The 21,337-nt window shown below is 40.3% G+C and carries 19 protein-coding genes and 1 pseudogene; 15 read left to right on the top strand and 5 right to left on the bottom strand.

Annotation, left to right across the window (positions count from 1 at the left end; genetic code table 11):
* Positions 1-167: 167 nt before the first annotated feature.
* Entirely contained in the window at positions 168-1,004 is an 837-nt protein-coding gene (locus tag MHB50_RS15710) for a malate synthase (protein ID WP_339164693.1), read from the top strand.
* Positions 1,005-1,324: 320 nt separating this feature from the next.
* Here MHB50_RS15710 and MHB50_RS15705 read toward each other — a convergent pair whose 3' ends face one another.
* From MHB50_RS15705 to MHB50_RS15690, 4 genes are all read right to left on the bottom strand, one after another.
* On the bottom strand, positions 1,325-1,939 hold the full coding sequence (locus MHB50_RS15705) for a DUF2306 domain-containing protein (RefSeq protein WP_340084167.1): 615 nt from the start codon (positions 1,937-1,939) through the stop codon (positions 1,325-1,327).
* A 17-nt stretch (positions 1,940-1,956) separates the two neighbouring features.
* Positions 1,957-2,391 carry a hypothetical protein gene (locus MHB50_RS15700; protein ID WP_077111296.1) on the bottom strand — a complete coding sequence of 145 codons (435 nt, stop codon included), beginning with the start codon at positions 2,389-2,391 and terminating at the stop codon, positions 1,957-1,959.
* Positions 2,392-2,406: 15 nt separating this feature from the next.
* Complete coding sequence (locus MHB50_RS15695; protein ID WP_077111297.1) at positions 2,407-3,411, bottom strand: DJ-1/PfpI family protein; 1,005 nt, start codon at positions 3,409-3,411, stop codon at positions 2,407-2,409.
* 84 nt (positions 3,412-3,495) lie between these two features.
* The gene (locus MHB50_RS15690; RefSeq protein ID WP_077111298.1) at positions 3,496-3,717 is read right to left on the bottom strand and encodes a hypothetical protein; all 222 of its coding nucleotides are present in this window, start codon (positions 3,715-3,717) and stop codon (positions 3,496-3,498) included.
* Positions 3,718-3,979: 262 nt separating this feature from the next.
* Between MHB50_RS15690 and MHB50_RS15685 the strand changes: the two genes are divergently transcribed.
* The 6 genes and pseudogenes from MHB50_RS15685 (at position 3,980) to MHB50_RS15660 (ending at position 11,916) form a co-directional block, all read left to right on the top strand.
* Positions 3,980-4,666: a response regulator transcription factor gene (locus tag MHB50_RS15685; RefSeq protein ID WP_077111300.1), complete on the top strand. Its 687-nt coding sequence runs from the start codon at positions 3,980-3,982 to the stop codon at positions 4,664-4,666.
* 1 nt (position 4,667) lies between these two features.
* Entirely contained in the window at positions 4,668-5,984 is a 1,317-nt protein-coding gene (locus MHB50_RS15680; protein WP_340084166.1) for a HAMP domain-containing sensor histidine kinase, read from the top strand.
* Between the two features lie 168 nt (positions 5,985-6,152).
* Positions 6,153-6,860 (top strand): nucleotidyltransferase domain-containing protein, encoded by a 708-nt coding sequence (locus tag MHB50_RS15675; protein WP_340084165.1) that lies wholly within the window; start codon positions 6,153-6,155, stop codon positions 6,858-6,860.
* A 399-nt stretch (positions 6,861-7,259) separates the two neighbouring features.
* Positions 7,260-7,643: pseudogene (locus MHB50_RS15670) on the top strand (IS3 family transposase); the annotation flags it as partial.
* 872 nt (positions 7,644-8,515) lie between these two features.
* Positions 8,516-8,713 carry a hypothetical protein gene (locus MHB50_RS15665; protein ID WP_339164683.1) on the top strand — a complete coding sequence of 66 codons (198 nt, stop codon included), beginning with the start codon at positions 8,516-8,518 and terminating at the stop codon, positions 8,711-8,713.
* Positions 8,714-9,996: 1,283 nt separating this feature from the next.
* Positions 9,997-11,916, top strand: a complete 1,920-nt coding sequence (locus MHB50_RS15660) for a heavy metal translocating P-type ATPase (RefSeq protein ID WP_339164682.1) — start codon at positions 9,997-9,999, stop codon at positions 11,914-11,916.
* A 167-nt stretch (positions 11,917-12,083) separates the two neighbouring features.
* On the opposite strand, the gene MHB50_RS15655 is transcribed toward MHB50_RS15660, so the two are convergent.
* The gene (locus tag MHB50_RS15655; RefSeq protein WP_340084164.1) at positions 12,084-12,785 is read right to left on the bottom strand and encodes a histidine kinase; all 702 of its coding nucleotides are present in this window, start codon (positions 12,783-12,785) and stop codon (positions 12,084-12,086) included.
* A 565-nt stretch (positions 12,786-13,350) separates the two neighbouring features.
* On the opposite strand from MHB50_RS15655, the gene MHB50_RS15650 reads away from it, so the two are divergent.
* The 8 genes from MHB50_RS15650 (at position 13,351) to MHB50_RS15615 (ending at position 21,061) form a co-directional block, all read left to right on the top strand.
* A complete protein-coding gene (locus MHB50_RS15650; RefSeq protein ID WP_340085354.1) occupies positions 13,351-15,708 on the top strand; it encodes a Na+/H+ antiporter subunit A in 2,358 nt (785 codons plus the stop codon).
* Positions 15,695-16,117 carry a Na(+)/H(+) antiporter subunit B gene (locus tag MHB50_RS15645; protein WP_340084162.1) on the top strand — a complete coding sequence of 141 codons (423 nt, stop codon included), beginning with the start codon at positions 15,695-15,697 and terminating at the stop codon, positions 16,115-16,117. The genes MHB50_RS15650 and MHB50_RS15645 overlap by 14 nt, the downstream gene beginning before the upstream one ends.
* A gap of 4 nt (positions 16,118-16,121) precedes the next feature.
* Positions 16,122-16,460 carry a Na(+)/H(+) antiporter subunit C gene (locus tag MHB50_RS15640; protein WP_077113615.1) on the top strand — a complete coding sequence of 113 codons (339 nt, stop codon included), beginning with the start codon at positions 16,122-16,124 and terminating at the stop codon, positions 16,458-16,460.
* The gene (locus MHB50_RS15635; RefSeq protein WP_340084161.1) at positions 16,453-17,937 is read left to right on the top strand and encodes a Na+/H+ antiporter subunit D; all 1,485 of its coding nucleotides are present in this window, start codon (positions 16,453-16,455) and stop codon (positions 17,935-17,937) included. The genes MHB50_RS15640 and MHB50_RS15635 overlap by 8 nt, the downstream gene beginning before the upstream one ends.
* A 26-nt stretch (positions 17,938-17,963) precedes the next feature.
* Positions 17,964-18,446 (top strand): Na+/H+ antiporter subunit E, encoded by a 483-nt coding sequence (locus tag MHB50_RS15630; RefSeq protein ID WP_340084160.1) that lies wholly within the window; start codon positions 17,964-17,966, stop codon positions 18,444-18,446.
* Positions 18,446-18,730, top strand: coding sequence for a Na(+)/H(+) antiporter subunit F1 (locus MHB50_RS15625; RefSeq protein WP_077113612.1), 285 nt, complete (start codon positions 18,446-18,448; stop codon positions 18,728-18,730). Before MHB50_RS15630 ends, MHB50_RS15625 begins: the two co-directional genes overlap by 1 nt.
* A complete protein-coding gene (locus MHB50_RS15620) occupies positions 18,708-19,064 on the top strand; it encodes a Na+/H+ antiporter subunit G (RefSeq protein ID WP_077113611.1) in 357 nt (118 codons plus the stop codon). Before MHB50_RS15625 ends, MHB50_RS15620 begins: the two co-directional genes overlap by 23 nt.
* A 410-nt stretch (positions 19,065-19,474) precedes the next feature.
* A complete protein-coding gene (locus tag MHB50_RS15615) occupies positions 19,475-21,061 on the top strand; it encodes a methyl-accepting chemotaxis protein (protein ID WP_339164676.1) in 1,587 nt (528 codons plus the stop codon).
* Positions 21,062-21,337 lie beyond the last annotated feature (276 nt).

Here is a 21,337-nt window from a genome sequence, read left to right as displayed (position 1 = left end):
TAGAATAGTTTTGAGACAGCATTTGATCATCGTCCTCAACTTCTTCTAGACAGAGTTTGAGTACGATTTTTTAATTTGAAACTTATTTTCGTTCCATTCAAGCAGGCTAATTAGAAATAATAGGTGTCAATAAATACCTGAATATTTTATATAAGGAGAGTGGGTTAGTGAATTTAATTAATGAAGAAGTAACTCATAAAGTCTTTGGTGAAGGAAATATCGTGGATCATGATGAATCTGTCATCACCATTGATTTTAATGAGGATATAAAAAAATTTGTTTACCCTGATGCTTTTGGAAAATTTATTACACTAAATGACCGGAATGTTGCAGAAGCTTTGAAGAAAGTCCTTTTGAAAAGGGAAATGGAAGAAGCACTTGAAAGGAAACGTGAAGAAGAGAAAGAACGACAGGCGTCTGAACAGCAGCGTAGGGAAAAGCTGAAGAACCCTAGAGTTTATGAAAGCTCACAAATTGTTTTCTGGCTGGACGAAGAAGAGAAACAAAGAGTATTTACCGATTGGCAAGTATCTACTGGCAAGATTCAAAGCGGAAAAAATAAAGGTCAGCTAAACAGAGTAGCTCGTTTGCGTCCAAACAGCGCAGGCCTTCTGACTGCAAGAGAGTCGGATCAACCAGAAACAAAAAGACGGATTCTCGGTCTCTACATGGTAAATGAAACGTTTTCTGGCAATCTTAGCGAAGATGGGATGGTCCCGTCCCATGCAGAATTTAGAATCGAGCTCACGGATCAAGAAGCAGAGAAGATGCTTTTCTGGAATTATTATGTCAATAAGAACTATCCTCATCGAACTACATGGAATTCTGGTAAATTTCGTTATTTTGATAATGTTTGGACCGCTCAAATCTTAAAAGATATCATTGAATTAAAAACGGATGAAGTGCAAATCAAAGAAGCTAAAAACTTTCTGGAATACTTCTGTCAAATGAATGCGCTTGACATGGAAAACATCCCAGAGGCGAACGGAGCTTTAAAGCAATAATAATCAGATGGCATACAGAGACGGTTCGCATGATCTGAAAACATCTGTCAAATAACTTCCTTTCCCAAGCTTTCCCTCTGTTTAGGAAATGATTAAACTTTTGTGTTGTTTGAACATCTCTATTCCAAAACTTGGATTCTGCAAAATAGGGCGCCATCAGTATTCCCGATAAGCGCCCGATTGTTGAAGACGTTATTGAACTAAACCCCCCGTTAGCTTAGTAGCAAATGATTACAACCTTCTGATTAAGCCTTTTACCTCATGTGAAAATGTATATACACAAAGGGAAAGGAATCCCAACGAAAATGACAAGTCGATTTTTATGAGAATGTTTTTTTTCTAATGATGAATTCAGCTATAAGTAGATTAAGTGTCCAGCATAACCAGACAGCGATCGTATAGGCATTTCCATAGGAAAAATTCATAGCGTTATGGGCAATGGCTACGATTATATAAATAGTCATATTGGCAAAGGAAAGAAAGAAACTTCGAATGATCCATTGACTATGTAAGGTTACTTTTTGTCTCTTGATATACCAATAACCAAGGATAGTTGTTCCGAGCCATAATGTATTTAAAATAAGAAACCCTATTGTGCTTGGCCATCCCCCGGTTGCAAAGAAAGAGACATAGACTCCGGGAATGAAATTTAAAATGATAGACAAGACATACAATCGGCCATTCCAACGGTGGAACTTGATAGATTTTACTCGTATTCTTTTAATAACGCCTAACGGGCCCGTGAGAAGCGAAATAATAGCCAGCGAAATATGAATACGAATCATGAATATCCATAGGGATTGATCTGTTAGAATCAGATCTTTTCTAGAAATAAATTTTTCGAAAGCAGGGTCAATCATAAAATTCTTTGAAAATGTATGTAATACCCACATGATTGGGAGGATTAAAACGATTATTCCAATCCTTTTTTTCATCAGATCTATTCCTTCCTTTAGGCAAATAAGCTGCGATTTGTCATCACAAAGATAGAAGCAATGATGAGTAAAAATGTGATCCAGCTGTACCATTTTAACTTTGACACATGCTCTAATAATTTCTTCTCAGGGTTCTCTGCAAAAATGATCCTTTTTATGTTTTTATGCATCATTCCTATCAGGCCACCAATAAGGATCAGGAGCATGAGTGCAATCCCTATCCATAAAATAGAAGGATAGGATGAATGCGCAACGACCATCCAAACCCCTGAAATCATTAAAAGAACTAATGCATAATGACTTGCTCGAGTAAAGCTCAAAGCTGTTTTAAGTGCTGTCTTTAATTCATTACTCGTGCGAGAAAAAAAGCTATTCATGACTAAAGGGAGAGCTAGCAAGCTTCCCAAAAATAAAGCACTAACTACATGAAAAAATACAATAATTGAATACACCGTTCCCACTCCATTTTAAGAAATACGATGTCCAGTTAATTTAGATGAGGGAAGCATTCCAGCTTTTGCTTCACCATACATCTTGTTTCCAACTATAGTAACGATAAATTTTAAAGTTAGACGCATGGGCTTAGTCACTTTCATGGACCACTTTAATTGATTCCCTTCAAGTACAGGTTTGTCCAAAGTGACAATTTCTTCTCCTTGCTTTGCAGTTCCTACTATTTGTCCATTTTTAGAAGTTAAATCTAATAAAACGGAAAGGTTTCCTATAGGAGTGGAAATTTTAGTATCCCATTTCCCTTGAAAGTTAACATTCTGATTAGGTTGGATGGAGGAATGATCCTTTGTCGCTTCATTTGGATTATCTTGTTGGCTTTCCTTTGGTGCATTTCCTTCAGCTTTCCAAACCGTACCCCTGCGTTCATATTCAAATAGTTGTTCCACAGCATGTGCTATCCGAGGGCCTAATTCACGTTCAACTAAGTAAAGGGCAACATCGAGCCCCGAAGTAACGCCACCGCCAGTAACAAGATCGCCATCATCTACGATACGGGCATTAACTGGAATAGCGTTGGTAGCACTCAAAAGACTCATTCCCATATGATGCGTTACTGCATGGCGGCCTTCTAATAAACCATCCATTGCTAAAATGAGAGAACCGCCACAAACTGTGGAAAGTAAACTATCGGCTTTCTTCATTGCTTCTCGTAGTAGATTGCTTAATTCAGATTCAGCGGCTTTTTTTAATTTTACTGGAATGGAATCCGGCCCATTATCATGAATAGTACCGGATGCTCCCGGAACAAGAATGATCCCTTTACGGGATAAATCAAATGTACCAGTTGCTTGAAGTTTTAACTGATTAATTCCACTTGTTACCATTCCCGCACCTTCAGCGGACACAAGCTCTACTGTTATCTCCTCATTGGAGAGCATGGCAGCAGAGGAAAATACTTCATAAGGTGCAATGGCATCTAATAAATCAAATCCATCAAATAAAACAATTTGAACATGCATACATATTACCTCCATTTTAAAATAATGATCAGCCGAAACCATCGTGTCTGATTAATTTGAGATTCTGTGACGCTTGAGGTTTTTTTATTTTGTAAGAAGATCTTTCAACCTTTGATATTCCGCCTCGTCAAGTTCTCCCTTGGCTAACCGGCTTTGAAGAATCGAGGTGATGTTTCGGTCTCCTTGTTTGGAAGCACGATAACGGTATCGAATTTCAAATACTCGAACCGCAGCAAAACAGAAAAGGACAAGGCAAAACAATGCACCGAATGGAAAGAATGCGAAACTGTCATTTCCGAAACCCATTTGAAAATCCTCCTTTCAAGTAGTTAAAGAGTGGGCGAAACATTGCACTCAGTTTATAGTGGATATTCGCCGATCGTTCACAATGAAATAATAACCTTTAAGTATCACAAACGATGGTGCAAAAAAGTCACAAAACAATCACAATCCATTATCAAACCTATAACTTTCCTTGTTCCTTATGGAAAAAATGATAGACTAAATATGAAATTTGATTGATAGGTTATTATCCCGGGAGAGTCATGGAAGGAAAGGTGGGATTTGCATGAAGGAATTACAGACGATTCTAGTCGTGGACGATGACAAAAGCATTGCGGAACTATTGAGGGACTTCTTAGAGAATGACGGTTTTCATGTGGAAACTTCATATGATGCTATTCAGGCACTGGCAGTGCTGAAACAAGGTACAATTCATTGCATCATACTTGACATCATGATGCCAGGAATGAATGGTTTCGAGTTATGTCGACAGATTCGTTCGGAAAGCAACGTACCTATCCTTTTCTTGAGTGCTCGCAGCGATGATGTAGATAAGATTCGCGGTCTGGCACTTGGAGGAGATGATTATATAGTTAAAACCGCATCACCGGGTGAGATTGTTGCCAGAGTGAAGGCTGTATTACGACGCTCCAGTTCTCACCAAGAATTGAAGAGGAGGGTCTTGGAATATGGACGTCTTACGCTGGATTTGTCCACAAGAGAAGTATTTGTAGGAGGGCGACCCATCTCACTCACACCGAAAGAGTATGATTTACTACTATTGTTTGCCGAACATCCAAAATATGTTTTTTCATATGACCAATTACTTGAAAAATTTTGGAGTGGAATTGGCGACAAACATACCATTCGCGTCCATCTAAGCCGACTTCGTGAGAAAATTGAAGCCGATCCGAATGATCCACAATTCATAGTCAATGTATGGGGCATCGGCTATCGTTTCAAAGGTGAATAAAATGAAAACAATTCGCATTCGTAAGTTTACAATACTCAGCTTATTGCTCATCCTCACTCTGCCATGGTTATTCTATGTAGCCGCGCATTTTATGGAAACGAAAACTGTCAGGTTAGGAATGGATGATTCTCAAAAAGAGAATTTGGAAGCAACAATTCACTTGATCGAGACAAACACCGATAAGTGGACAGACCCCGCTTGGCAAGAACAATTGAGCAGACAATTAGAGAAAATGAATATGGATGTATCGATTCTATCCGACTCTAATCAGGAGATTTTCCGAACGAATTCCGAACGGGAGCCCTCCTTTATGCGGGCAGAACATTTTTCGATCATTCAGGATGGTCAAGTACTTGGACGGGTTGCTATGTATCAAGCAAATTCAAAAGTAACACAAATGATTGCGGCATTCGTTGGTCTAATATCGGCTTTTTTTATTGTCGGATATGCCATTCGGAAATATATTCTCATACCTCTGGAGAAAACGAGCCAATGTGCTCGGCAGATTGCAGAAGGCGATTTGGATGTCCAGTTACCTTCATCTAGGATCACAGAAATCGCTGAGGTTCATGACGGATTTAAAGTGATGGTAGATGGTCTAAATGAATCTTTTCAAAAACAAGTGGAATTAGAAGATGAACGGCGGTTTGTGATTTCTGCTGTTGCCCATGATTTACGGACACCGTTATTCGCCTTACGGGGTTATTTGGACGGCCTGGAGAAAGGCATTGCCGATTCGCCGGATAAAATGGCAAAATATTTGGCGGTTTGTAAAGAAAAGTCGGCACAATTGGACCGACTTGTAGAGGAGCTTTTTACATTTACAAAGACAGAATATTTAGATGTGAAACTGAAAGAAAACACGATTGATCTTCCACTTGTGCTACAGAAGTCGATTGACAGCCTGAAACCTTTAGCTCGGAAAAAGCACATCTCGATTATCGTGAATCATTTTGGGGAGGATTGCGCAATCATGGGCGATTCGCACTTGCTGGAGAGAGCCATGAACAATTTATTGGATAATGCGGTCAGGCATACACCATGCTACGGTAAAGTTTTTATCCAATGCTTTAAGGATGGTAACAAAGTGATTTTTACTGTTCGGGATACAGGGGAGGGTTTCTCCTCGAAGGACCTCCAACGAGTATTTGAACCACTATATCGTGGGGAAGCATCGAGAAATCGTTCAACCGGAGGCGTGGGATTAGGATTGACTATTTCACAAAAAATCATTAGGCGACATGGAGGTGACCTAATGGTAGATAACCATTCTGACGGTGGTGCACTCCTGAGAGGTTGGATCCCCTCCCATGGCTAAAAATCCTCTGTTTAAATGCTTGAATGCCTATAGAGAACCTTGTTAATTGACTTCTTCTGACTATGGGATCTTACGTAGAAAAATTTCAGCCTTATCATATGACAATATCTCTTGCGTTCTAGAACACTAATCATCTACATGAATATCCTGATATGGGAGGTGTTTCATATGAGAGACTCGATCAAGCGAATAGCTCAACAGTTTATCGTTTCCCACTTTCCTGAATCGGATATAGTCTTGATAGGTGGAAGTGCTGTTTATGGAAATTTAACAACAGAATCTGATATTGACTTAATTATTATGGATGAAACAGAAACACCAAGAATTGAATGTTATCACTTTCTTGGATGGAAAATAGAAGCATTTATTTTTACGGCTTTTTCTCTAGAGGTTGAATTTCAAACAGCTAGATATATAGGAATGCCCACCATCATTAAAATGTGTGCCGAAGGTCTACTTATAGAAGATAAACAAGGGAAGGGAAAGGAACTCCAAAAAGAGGCAAAAATACTTTATGAACAGGGTCCACAACTTTGGGATGAGGAGCAAATAAATAAAGCCAGGTATCAAATGACAGATTTTTTGTCAGACTTTAGAAGTTCAGAAGACTTCGAAGAAAGTTTATTTATTTTAAATAAGTTAATAAATACGTTAACTGAACTGATTCTAAGGGCAGATGGCCATTGGGTTGGTGAAGGCAAGTGGGTTGCCAGGAGCCTTAAATCATATGATAAAGACATGTGCGATAAACTAGCTAAATATACAAAAACATACATGAGTACAAATGATAAAACTGAACTAATTTCATTCATTCAATCTACACTTGATCATTATGGTGGAGAATTGTTTGTTGGTTATAAAAGATGCTTTTTGTAAGGGTTTCGAGGGGCGTGTGAATGAAGAAATCAATTGAGGAGGACAGAGTAATCCTATTCATTATTCGACAAGATTTAGCAAACTCCTGGTCGTGGCACCAAAAATGAAAGAAACTTTTCTAAAAGTAAACGATCCCTTGTGCTTCTATTAACTTTACCTTTTGACGATTCCCCTAACTTTGTGGCATAACCTATAATATCTTTCCATAAAGAGGGAATTTTTTTATGCCATTATTCATAGATAGTTTCGGTGGTCCACGTTTCCGTTTCCGTCGACGTCCCATTTTGAGAGCACGTTTTGTTTTCGCCGTGTCCCATTTATCTATTACTGGTTGCTACTTTTTTTGATAATAAATGTGAGAAGTTTGGATAGTCTACACTTAATTAGACAAATATTATAAGGTCATAAAAATACAACTTAAATCGGCTTAAATTGTTTCACACTGACCGTGGAAGTGAGTTTAAAAACAGCCTGATTGATCAAGCATTAGACATGTTTGGTATCTATCAAACGGTCATTGAGTGAAAAAGGAACTCCGTACGACAATGCGGTCGCTGAGGCGACATTTAAGATCATCAAAACAGAGTTTGTTAGTGGAAGAGTTTTTCCTAGCCAACAATCACTTGAATTTGAACTTTTTGATTTTGTACATTGGTTCAACAATTTTCGTATACAGGATCGTTAAACTATCTTACACCAAATGAATACAAGTTAATGCACCTTTCATTTTTTGTACAGTTTAGTGTTGACATTCCATCTTACGGCACCTTACATGCGGGATAAAGTGAAACTTCATTCAGTAGGGCTTCTACTGAATTGTTAGTTGAACCAATCGGGCATTTAGGTGCCGTTATCTCCCACCTGGACCTTGTGTATTCACTCAAGATTTTGAAAGTGGGAGTCTTACGGCACCTTACATGCGGGATAAAGTGAAACTTCATTCAGCAGGAGTTTTCTTCCATCTCCTACTGAATGTTAGTTGAACCAATCGGGCATTTAGGTGCCGTTATCTCCCACCTGGACCTTGTGTATTCACTCAAGATTTTGAAAGTGGGAGTCTTACGGCACCTTACATGCGGGATAAAGTGAAACTTCATTCAGCAGGAGTTTTCTTCCATCTCCTACTGAATGTTAGTTGAACTAATCGGGCATTTAGGTGCCGTTATCTCCCACCTGGACCTTGTGTATTCACTCAAGATTTTGAAAGTGGGAGTCTTACGGCACCTTACATGCGGGATAAATTGTCCTAGTGTATAATAGGCAAGCTTTTAGCGTAGTCAAAATATGTAGACTCCTGCGGGAATAGCTCGAGCTGAAGATCCCGCAGGAAAGCGAGCTTTGCTTTCCGAGGAAGCTGAAGCCGTGGCCGCGGAAAGCGAAATATTTTGACGTAGCGATGATAGGGATTTTTTAACACAAATAAACCGAACAATTATAAATGAATGGTTCAGTTTTTTCTATTTCTTATTTGCTTGTGTCTAAGCCTTTTTTATTCCACAAAAGGACCATTTTGTACATAGTGTATAGAGGAATGAACGACCGAAAGACATATCTAAATGTATTGTTTGAAACTTTGTTTTATTTATAAACGTATATAAATGGAGGTAAATTTTATGGAGAAGGAGGTGAAGTTTATGGAGAAGGAGGTGAAGTTTATGGAGAAGAAAATAGGTATTTCTCTGTCTTTTTTGCTACTCGGTTTCGTTGTCAGTTATATCATAACATCAGCATTCGCTCATTATGGGATGAATACATCATCGTTAATAACTGGGTTGCTTGTTGTCGGTGTTAGTGTTTCTCTAATTTCATTGTTTGAAAAGATTTTTCCGGGGAAATCAGAAGCCGCAAATTAATCACATCATCTATTTAACCTAAGGGAGTAGTTATACGAAGGACTATTCTCTTAGGTTTGTTGCGCTGTTTGACCACAGTCTTCCGCAATGGGGCGCAATTGTAGCGCGCTACTATTAGGAAATGGTCTCATACTTAGCTAAAATAAAAACCTCTATTTTGATCCATCCTTTTTCAAAATGGAGGTTTTTTTATTTGCCGTTAAATAAGGATTGAATAAGATCTTTTAATCAAATTTTATTCCAATTGTTGGGTTTCATCTTACTTAGTAAAAAGCATAGACGTATTTTTCATCGTTCCAATTCTTTTCTTTAAAATGATTACAGTCGTCATCATTACAATTTAAAGGATAGATTCATATATGTTCATAAAGGCAGGGAAGGGGCTATGCGATGACCTCATTTCATCAGGGAGCAATGAACAGATATTAATAGACATTTGCTAATTTTTTCCATAGCCAATCATCGCTATTTCTGCCATACGATCTCCAACAAAAACTGCCACTTGGCAGTTCACAAGCTTTTCCACTGAATCTTCTGGAACGGTATAAGCGCTAATCCAACTGAAAGGACAGAGATCACGAAAAAAACAGGCCCCTGATCATCGGTTGATGAGGTAAGCTCGGTAGCGATATCCAATCCACTCAATGACAGCGATGGCGTCATCCTTCCCTATTATGTAACATACGGTCCCCCCAAATGGCTTATCTTGCTCTCAAATATTTTTTTATTTTATTCAGCCAACTTCTCCCTTTTGTAAATCGCAATGATTACGATTTACAACACCTCATCACATTATTTACATTTCAAACCATTTTTTTTAGGAACCTTTTCTCCTCCAGGTCATATGGAAGAAGGAACAGGTGTAGCCTGCGGCACTGTATACCTATTTGTCATGACGTTAAATAAAACGGATGTTATTCAATCTAAAAAGGAAGATATGAACAAATGGAATGAGGGTCTGCGCTGATCTGTTTTAGCGGGAAAATATTGAAACTTCATTTCGTTAAGGTTAAAAGTCCGCCTCTCTGTATGGAGTGGGAGGGAGCAAGCCATTTTTACAACAGATGATAATTAAAATAATTTGATAATAATTATCATTTTCGGAAAAGATAAATGTCTGTTATAAATAGTAATGATAATCTTTATCAGTAATAATCATTCTCAATTAGAATAATAAATTCTCAATTACACTTGACTGGAGGGAGCGAATTTAGTAATATATTTATATAATAATAATTATAAATAGCTTGGGCGAGTTTTAGATAAAAAGGGAGGGCGAGCAAATGAATTTATCAACACAATATGTAAAAGATCATTCAATCGTAAAAAGTAATAAAGTTTGGGGGAAAATGAAAACACATATTGAACTGATTGCGGCTATTTTTAGTGGCGTGTTGATCTTTCTCGGCTGGCTAATTGATATAAATGGTTATCAAACAACTTCCATTGCTTTTTTTATCCTCGCGTTTGTGATTGGCGGGTATTTTAAAGCAAAGGAAGGCATTGAAAGCACGATTCAGAACAAAGAGCTTAATGTAGAGATGTTGATGATCATGGCGGCGATCGGGTCTGCTATTATCGGATTTTGGATGGAGGGCGCCATATTGATCTTTATTTTTGCCATGAGCGGCGCCTTGGAAACTTATACGATGAATAAAAGCCATAAAGAAATATCGGCGTTAATGGAAATTCAACCTGAAGAGGCATGGCGGATCACTCCATCCGGTACGGAAAGGGTGCATGTTTCCGAGCTTGTGGTTGGCGACATGATACTTATTAAACCGGGGGAAAGGGTTCCATCCGACGGGGAAATTATGAAAGGCAGCACAACAATGGATGAATCGGCCATCACTGGTGAATCCATGCCCGCTTCCAAAGGATTGGGCGATGAAGTGTTTGCGGGGACAATGAATGTGAATGGATCGATTACAGTACGGATTACAAAGCCGAATGAGGAATCACTATTTCAAAAGATTATCGAGCTTGTTCAGTCTGCCAAAAGTGAAAAATCGCCATCACAGCTTTTTATTGAGCGATTTGAAGGAAGGTATGTAAAGTTCGTTTTGGCCGCCGTTGTCCTTATGATGTTTCTGCCCCATTACCTTGTGGGCTGGAGCTGGACAGAGACTTTTTACAGGGCCATGATTTTGCTCGTTGTCGCTTCGCCATGTGCGCTTGTCGCCTCTATAATGCCTGCCACATTATCGGCTATTTCAAATGGCGCAAGGAAAGGCATTTTATTTAAAGGAGGCGTCCATCTTGAACAATTAAGCCATATTAAGGCGGTTGCTTTTGACAAAACGGGCACATTAACGAAAGGAAAGCCCGAAGTGGCCAATTTCGTTGTTCGGGAAGGTTTGGACAAAGAACCTGTTCTGCTTGCAGTGGCATCAATTGAAAGGCATGCCAATCATCCTCTCGCCAACGCCATCTTACAGTATGCCGAGAAGCATTTATCCGAATCGTTCATGGAACCTGAATCATTGGAAAATGTGGCCGGTTTTGGAATCAAAGCGTCCATCGACAATGAGGCTTGGAAGATTGGCAAGAAAAGTTTTGTTGATACGACTAGGGCTGATCAGTTCTTATTGGACGAAGCAGAAAAATTGGCAGACGAGGGAAAAACGATTGTTTTTGTTCAGAAGGAAGATGAGTTGGCGGCAATCATTGCTTTAAAAGATATGGTGAGAAAAGAATCGATGGATGCGATTGATCGGTTGAAAAGAATGGGGCTGTATACGGTGATGCTTACCGGGGACCATGTTAAAACAGCTCAAGTTATTTCCAAAGAGAGTCATGTCGACGACTATATAGCAGATTGCCTGCCGGAACAAAAGGCTACTTATTTGAAGGAATTAAAGAAAAAGTACGGGACTGTTGCGATGGTCGGGGATGGAATTAATGATGCGCCTGCACTTGCGACAGCCAACGTGGGGATTTCCGTCGGAGACGGGACTGACGTGGCCTTGGAAACAGCAGATATGGTTCTCATGAAAAATGATCTGTTGCGCATCCCGGAAGCGATACGCCTTTCGAAACGAATGAATCGGATCATCAAGCAAAATATATTCTTTTCCATCGGGGTTATTGTTGTACTGATTTTATCGAACTTTACACAGTTGGTCGATTTGCCGTTGGGTGTCATTGGACATGAAGGAAGCACGATTCTCGTTATATTAAACAGCTTGCGGCTTTTGAAATAATGTGTGGTGTGTAACGTTTGAAAGATGTAAAACATAAGAAAGGAAAGGCCTGCTTTCAAGGTTGCCGGCCTTTCCTGTTTTTTGAGCGAACACATTGGCGAAAAGTCCATTTGCCATAGCGAACGGGTGCGAGTTCGCCTGCACACTCGCCAAGTTTTGAATTTTTACTACTCTTTTTCTGTTTTTGCGGCATCATGACATTTTACATTTTTCGGTGTTTTAATCGGATCGATGATTTTATCGTCATGTACCCGGACTTGGTATGTTGTTCCATTGTATACATATTTAAATATCCCGTTATTAAAGTCTGTCCCTATATCCTTAAAAAAGATGCCATCGTAACAGACGTCTTTTTGATAGGCGAAACTGACACGGTAGCCATCTCCGTCTTCAAGTAAATAGCAGCGAACCCCGGGTTCGAAGGTCATATTTTCTTCGGTATGGACCGTTCTGTCGATGGATACGATATGAATATCTACAAAAGAGATGGCTCTTAAAAGGACGTTGACGAACGAACCACGTGTGATTTCTTCCCACCTGTTTTGCGCGGTTTGGCCGATCACAATTTGAGTAATATTGTGACGGTGGGCAACTTCGGCAATCACTTTGGCGGTTGGTCGCTTTTCATTATCTCTGAGAATAAAATTCTCTGCCCCCAATTCATCAGCCAGTTCTTTCCATCTGTCGACGTAGGCGGACTTTTCCGCATCGAATTCATCAAATGGGAGTGGGTCCACTGTTAATATATAAAAAGGGCAATCCAGCATATTGGCAATTTTAGAACCGCGTTTAATTAACCGCTCTCCATTTGGGCCGTAATACACACAGACGAGAATACTCTCATCCATCCGTCCCTTTATTTTTTTCATGACACATTTCACCTCGAAAGTAGATGATACATTTCATTTGTAACTGGCCAATACTCACGATATAAAACTCCTCTATTATAAATGATCGTTCGGGTAAATTCAATATTCACCCAAATATGTGAGTGGCCATTTTCAAAGAAACCGTCTGGACGATAGAGAAAACAGCATCTTCTGTGCGGAAATACCCGGTTTCGTGTATAATAGTGAAGGAAAATTCATCAAATACCCGACGGTGATTTATGCCTGTCCTCTTCATCGCAACGGGTCCAAAATAAAATCTCCTGCTTAACCAGCATAGGCTCAACACCTCTCTAACTGATATATATAATAAAGAGATCCTATGGTTTCCCATTATCTCGCGAGCCAACCAAAGAGTCAAGTACCGATGAAGGGCTTCCCAGATTTGTTTTTCGCTGCTTTGAATATCTTATGCCTGTTCGTATTTTTGTTTACCAGACGGGAGATAATCATTATTTAATGAGCTGCCACTGAAATTTTATGTTGAATGGGAGGCATGATTTTGTTCACTGCAAATACGATCATTCTTATTCCTTTTTTGGCTGCCATGATCCTTCCCTTTTTATACAAAAGAATATCCTTTCAGATCGGCTGGATCGTTCTTTTTGTACCGGCAGTTTTGTTTATTGTTCTTGGAAGTTACATTCCTTCCATAGCAGGCGGAAGCACTTATTACCACACGTTTTATTGGATTCCTTCACTTTCCATTGATTTTACTACATACCTCGATGGACTTGGCTTGATATTTGGGCTGTTAATTACAGGTATAGGCGGTCTTGTAATCCTCTATTCTATTTACTACTTATCCTCAGAGGAATCTTTACTGCATTTTTATATGTATGTACTGATGTTTATGGGGAGTATGCTTGGAGTTGTCTTTACCGACAACTTGCTTGTATTTTATGTGTTTTGGGAACTGACGAGCATTTCTTCTTTTCTGCTGATTGCTTTTTGGTTCCATAGAAAGAGATCGCGATATGGGGCGCAAAAGGCGATGCTGATCACAGTAAGCGGCGGATTGGCCATGTTGGTGAGCTTTATCATGATGTACATGATGGCTGGCACAATGAGTATTCGGGAACTGATCAAAACAATTGATGTGAATCATGAATTGTTTATACCGGCTCTGATATTGTTGCTGATTGGAGCGTTCACAAAATCGGCCCAGTTTCCTTTTCATATCTGGCTTCCGGATGCCATGGAGGCTCCGACGCCTGTCAGCGCCTATTTGCATTCTGCGACCATGGTCAAAGCGGGGATCTATTTAGTGGCCCGCTTTACTCCCGTATTTGGTGTGGAGGAGATTTGGACCTTGCTGATTACCGGGGTTGGACTGGCAACTTTGTTGTGGGGATCGATTACGGCTGTCCGCCAAACAGATTTGAAGGCATTGCTCGCGTATTCCACTGTGAGTCAATTGGGTTTGATTATGAGTTTGTTCGGGATTGGGGCCGCAGCCTTGCGCATGGGTTCGAGTACCGAAACGGCCATATATGCCCAAGCCATTTTTGCCGCTTTGTTTCATCTGATCAATCATTCCACTTTTAAGGGAGCGCTTTTTATGGTGGTGGGCATTATTGACCATGAAGTGGGAACGCGGGATATTCGCAAGCTTGGAGGGCTCATGTCCATTATGCCGATTTCTTTTACCGTTGCTTTGATTGGCGCCTTTTCTATGGCCGGACTGCCGCCTTTTAACGGCTTTCTGAGTAAAGAGATGTTCTTTACAGCTGTTTTGGATGCAAGAAACCTCCAGCTTTTTTCATTATCTGAATGGAGCGGGCTGGTTCCCGTGATTGCCTGGATCGCAAGTATTTTTACTTTTATTTACAGTATGATTATTGTGTTTCAAACATTTTTTGGTCGTTCTCGTTTGGAGAATGAAGAATTTCCTGTTCGCGAAGCTCCGTTTGGCATGTTAGTCTCTCCCCTTATTTTGTCCATTTGCATTTTGGGGATATTCTTTTTTCCGAATATTGTTGGAGATTACTTGCTGCGGCCGGCTTTGGCGGAAATTTTTCCAACAATTCCAGAAATATCGGGCCTCATGAAACCTATTACGATTTGGCACGGTTTTAATGCCGAATTATTCATGACATTTGGTGTCGTTGTGTTGGGAATTGTGCTTTATAAGTATCTGTCAAGTTGGAAAGGCCTATTGTATCTGCTTCCGTCAGCCTTGTCTTTCGATGCGCTTTACAACAAAACGCTGGAATGGGCGGAAAGTGCTTCTATACGCGTCACCGGTTCTTATATGACAGGAAAACTCTGGCATTATGTAACGTATATTTATCTCTTTTTTATCGTGATGATCGGCGGCGCCTTATTGATGACAGGAGCATTTTCTTTTGACACATCCGGTAATGCGGAAATCCGTTCATATGAATGGCTGATCGTTTTTGTTATGATGGCAGCTGGTTTAGCCCTTCCTTTAGCCAAATACAGGGTGACGGCTGTTCTGCTGAATGGTGTTCTCGGATACGGCATAGCCCTTTTATTTGTTATTTTCCGCGCGCCGGATTTGGCTCTGACGCAAATCGCTGTTGAGACTGTTACAACGGCATTATTCTTGGTTTGCTTCTATTTCTTGCCGGCATGGGAAAAAGAAAAGAGACCGGCTGGAACAAAGCTGTTCAATGTGATTATTTCCATTTCCGTCGGCGCCATCTTTATTATGGTGGCTTTGTCCGTTCAGAGTGAAAGATTGTTTCAAACGATTTCCGGCTATTATGAAAAAGCCTATGAACTAGCCGGGGGCAAAAATATCGTGAACGCGATTATCGGCGATTTTCGGGCATTTGATACAATGCTTGAAGTAGTGGTCCTTTTCATTGCCGGGATTGGCGTTTACTCTTTGACGAAGCTAAAGGCCGGCAGAGGGGGAGAGAATATTGGAGATCAATAATGTCATCCTCAAGACCGTTACTAAAATTGTCGTATTCATTATTTTAACTTTTGCTGTCTATTTGTTTTTTTCGGGACACCACACGCCAGGGGGAGGATTCATTGGCGGCCTTGTACTCGCTTCAGCATTTATTTTGCTGTTGCTGGCACACGATATAGAAACAATACAAAAAGGTATTCCCTTTGATTTTAAGCTTGTAGCTGCATTGGGAGTATTGATCGCCGTCTCTGAAGGCGCTGGTTCTTTATTATTTGGCAAACCTTTTTTGAGTCAGGCGTTTGCTTATATCGGCATTCCTTACTATGGCAAAATCGGGCTGGCGACCATTACGCTTTTTGAAGCAGGTGTCGCATTGACGGTGGTCGGTGTCGTTGTAACGATTATTTTGAGCATAAGTGAGGATGTTTAACTATATGGAAACGTTAACGATTATTTTGGCGGGAGTCCTCGTTTCAGTGGCCACATATTTCATTCTTTCCAAGAATCTGTTGCGGGTGATTTTGGGATCGGCGGTCCTGTCGCATGCCGTTCATCTGCTTTTGATGGCCATGGGGGGATTGAAAAAAGGCAGTGTTCCGTTGCTGGGAGAAAAGGCGGAAGTCTATGCCGATGCACTTCCCCAAGCGCTTATTTTAACGGCTATTGTGATCAGTTTTGCTGTAACGGCGGTATTCCTTGTTCTGGCTTATCGTACTTATCAAAGCGCCAGATTAGATCATTCCGATTCATTAAGAGGTTCTGAACATGAATAATATTCTCGTATTACCGATGGTTCTTCCGATTTTAACGGGTATATTACTTGTGTTTTTTCGCAAGTTTATCCGAACCCAGCGCTGGATCAGTTTCGGGACGATGCTTCTTACAGCGGGGATTAGCCTGTACATTTTACACCTTATACAGACCAATGGGATATTGTCTCTACATTTTGGAGGATGGAAGCCGTCATTTGGAATTGTCTTTGTGGCTGATTCCTTTTCGATGCTTCTTGTCTTGACGACAAGCATTGTTACCACCATTTGTCTTTTGTTTTCCTTTTATTCCATAGGAGAATCATTTGAAAAAATGTTTTTTTATCCATTTGTCCACTTTATGGTGGCGGGTGTCAACGGTTCTTTTTTAACGGGGGATTTATTTAATCTATTTGTTTGTTTTGAAGTAATGCTTTTGGCATCTTATATCCTTATTTCCCTGGGGGGATCCAATAGACAACTGAGGGAGTCGGTCAAGTATGTAGCGATTAACGTATTGTCCTCTTGGCTTTTCCTTGTGGCAATCGCTTATTTATATGGAACGCTTGGGACGTTGAACTTGGCCCAGTTGTCCCAGCGGATTGCAGAAGCCGGACAGACTCCGATTTTAACGGTAATTGGTATTTTGTTTTTGATTGTTTTTTCCTTAAAATCGGCGCTGTTGCTTTATTTCTGGCTTCCCGGTTCTTACAGTGCGCCGCCGACTGCTGTTGCGGCTTTATTCGGCGCTTTATTGACAAAAGTGGGCATTTATTCCATGTTTCGCGTGTTTTCTCTGCTCTTTTATCATGAACCGCATATTACCCATACGATCATTGGAATCATGGCTGCAATGACGTTGGTCGGAGGAAGTATTGGTGCGATTGCGTATAAAGACATTCGTTATATTATTTCCTACAATGTTATTATCGGTGCGGGTTTTATTTTAGTCGGACTGGCGGTAGCTACACCGGCAGCCGTGGAAGGTTCCATTTTTTACCTTGTTCACGATATGATTACGAAGGCAATGCTGTTCTTGTTGGCGGGAACGATGATCACCTTGACTGGAACAAGTAAGATGAATGAAATGAGCGGGCTCATTCGTAATTATCCTGTGTTGGGATGGTTGTTTTTTATCGTTATGCTTTCATTGGCCGGCATCCCGCCGCTTAGTGGTTTTATCGGGAAAGTATTGATCAGTCAAGGTGCAATCGAAGGGGAATCTTATATTCTGCTTGCTTTATCCTTGTTATCGAGTATATTTGTTCTTTATTCTTTGCTTCGTATCTTTCTGCAGTCGTTTTGGGGAGAAACGATTATTGGTGAAGAAGAGGAGAAGCCGCTCAAAAAAGGCTGGATATATCCAAGTATACTGTTTGCTGCCGCCACGATCGGTTTTGGCTTTGGGGCAGAGTGGTTGGTCCCCTATGTACAAGATGCGGCATCCATACTTATGAATCCCGAAAAATATATTGAAGCTGTATTATATCAAAATCAATAAGAATGAACCCAAAAGGAGGTGGAATCATGCCTGCCCAATTTATTTTGAATTTGTTTATCGCCTTTCTTTGGATGGTCTTAAATGATGAGGATGAGCTAAGGTTTTCCACTTTCCTTACTGGTTTTTTGACTGGTATCGTCATTATTTTTCTTATGCATCGTTTTTTTGGACAGCAGTTTTACCTTCAACGTTTTTATTATGTAGTAAAACTGATTTTTATTTTTAATTGGGAGCTATTTTTATCCGCTTTTTTGGTTATGAAACATATTGTGAGCAGAAAGGTGGATATTAAACCAGGCATTTTTTCATATAAAACGGAGCTGCAGAGCGATTGGGAAGTGACAACGCTTGCCCTGTTATTAACGCTGACCCCGGGATCCGTCGTGATGGAAATATCACCCGAAGGAAATGTGTTCTATATACATGCCCTGGATATTGAACGTTATAAAGCATCATTATTGCGCTCGCTTGGAAAATTTGAAAAAGCAATTATGGAGGTAACCCGTTAATGATTAAAATCATGCTTACTGCTGCGCTTGTTCTCTTTTCTGTTGCCATTGCGATCGCGCTTTATCGCATTATCAGCGGGCCTTCCCTCCCTGATAGGGTCGTTGCCATGGATATGATTGTGGTAAATCTCATTTCGGCCGTTGCCATCATTTCGATTTTGCTGGAGACAAAAGCGTTTCTTGAAGTCATTTTGATTTTGGGTATTCTTGCTTTTATCAGTACGATCGCCCTCTCTAAATATGTTGAGAGGGGTGTTATCATTGAACGCAAGCGAAATCGGTGAGTTTTTGGTTGTATTGCTTATTTTAATAGGCAGCATAATAAGTGTCATTAGTGCATTGGGGATTATCCGCTTTCCTGATGTATATACCCGTTCCCACGCTGCCACAAAAAGCGCGACTTTGGGTGTGTTGCTATCTCTTACGGGAGCCTTTATATACATTTGGTTGACGGACCATTTTATAAGTGTCCGCCTAATACTTGGAATTTTGTTCGTTTTTATTACCGCCCCCGTGTCGGGACACTTGATTATCCGGGCGGCTTACCGCTCTCATGTGGAGATGACGGAAGATACTGTGGAGGATGAATTAAAACCCGTTTTAAATGATAAAAGGTAATGTTTAAGCCGATTTTACACGATAAAAGGAACTGTATATGAGTGAAAAATGCAATGTTTGCAGGAAAAAGATCATGCTTCTTTTTCCTGTTTTTTTATGATGTGCAGGTTGCTTCCGGCATACGGAGTGAGGTTGTTTTTATGAACATAAGAAATTGGGATCTTTTGTAAAGATTTAGGAAAAAATAACCATAATATGTTGAATTTTGTCAGGTGTTGTAGTATTTTTTAATAAACTACATCAATATTCATGATTTTTTTCCTATTTTTGTAGTTCTAAAGTCCCATCATTAAGCTTGGTTTTGAAAATCTTTTATCAGGAAAGGCGGTATGGGCTGGAAAGAACAATAGGTGTTTTCGGTATAGATATTTGAATATTAAAAATAATCCATGTGAGAAAGGTGTAGGGCAATGAAATTATTTAGCTGGTTCTATCATTTAAAAACCTCTGTCAAGTTGATATCTGTGTTTGTGATCCTGGCTGTTTTTCAAATTGGTATAAATTTATTAGGGTTGGCAAATATGGGGGAGATAGAAAAAAATGTTGATGACATGTATAAAGAGAGATTGGCGCCCGCGGAGTACTTATCTGAAGCGAGATTTCTTTTTCAGGAATTAAGGGTGAAGTGGCGTGATGTAACGATTACGGATTCCAGTGATGAATTAATGAAAGATGTGAACGGACTTAGGGAGAAAATAGAACAAAATATACAATTGTACGGCCAGTCCTCTTTAACGAAGGAACAGGAGGCATTATTGACGAAATTTGATCAAGCATATGAAGAATATAAAACTGCTTATGATGACTCTATTTACGCCATTATTGACAGAAAAGAAGATTATAATCAGTTTGTAAATGGGGATTTGGCTGATTCACAAAGGGCCTTAGTGGATATTCTTGATCAAATGGCAGACATGGATGCTGATGTAGCATTGGAACAGTATAAACACTCGCAAGAGATGTACTCTTTTACAAAAACGGTAACCATTGTCTCTAGTGTTTTTACATTTTTGTTGAGTATTGGACTTGGCCTGTTCATAGCACGCACGATCTCAGGTCCGTTGAACAAGGTAGTCGGTTTGGTTGAAAAGGTGGCTAGCGGGGATTTAACGGAAACCGTTGATATAAAAACAAGGGATGAAATCGGCGTCTTGTCACAATCAGTGAATAAGATGGTGAGCAATCTAAGAACAACGATCCAACACATATTAAAGGCCTCCGAAAATGTATCGGCCTCCGCGGAACAATTATCTGCCAGTACTGAAGAGATTGCGGGTACCAGCACTAATCAGGCAAATGCGGCTCAGACTATGAATGAATTGTTTAAGGAACTGTCAGACGCGATTCAATCTGTGGCTTTAAATACAGAACGCGCGGCTGAGCTATCAAACGAAACGAACAAGATTGCCCAAGAAGGAGGGCAAGTCGTCCATTCTTCGGTAGAAGGGATGAATGTGATCAGCAGCCAGATGTCCCGCTTGGAAGAAGATTCAAATAAGATAGGAGAAATTGTGGAAGTCATCAATGATATAGCTGATCAAACCAACCTTCTCGCTTTAAATGCCGCCATAGAAGCCGCGCGTGCTGGAGAACAGGGACGCGGATTTGCGGTTGTTGCCGATGAAGTTCGCAATCTTGCCGAAAGAAGCAGTAAAGCTACCAAGGAAATCGCAGATATTATTAAAAACATGCAGAAAAATACTGTGCAAAGCGTTCAAGCGGTTGAGGATGGAGTCGCTTTTACAGAAAAAACAGGAGAAGCTTTTGATCACATCATTCACATGGTTAACGACACCGGACAAAAAGTAACGGAAATTGCCGGAGCAAGTGAAGAACAGGCTGCCCAATCCGCGGAAGTGCTCCGGTTTATAGAAAGCATTTCGGCCGCCACCGAAGAAGCAACAGCAAGCAGTGAAGAAACGGCCTCGACTGCTACGGCGCTTGCTGACTTGGCGGAAGAGCTCAATCAGTCAGCGGCATCGTTTAAAATCAGTTAATAGGAGGTCAGTCCCATCATGGAGACTTGCCCATAAGAATACACTTTAACAGACTATACTCAACAATATTGCCATCACAACGGTTTTTAAAAAGGAGAGGGGGTGCTAAAGGTCGGATAAATCGACTGATGGCCCCTCCTGTTTTAAGTTTCATGAGGCCCGCTGTTTTTCGGAAACCCTCTCCCCTTTATGGGTATCACCATTGTTCAATAGACCGGGAACGATTTTATGGGCCAGATGAGCACGTCATGTTAGATTGAGTGAAAATTTGTTTTT

The sequence above is a fragment of the Siminovitchia sp. FSL H7-0308 genome (assembly GCF_037980985.1).
Taxonomy (GTDB): domain Bacteria; phylum Bacillota; class Bacilli; order Bacillales; family Bacillaceae_C; genus Siminovitchia; species Siminovitchia thermophila.
This window is presented reverse-complemented; position numbering and strand designations above follow the sequence as displayed.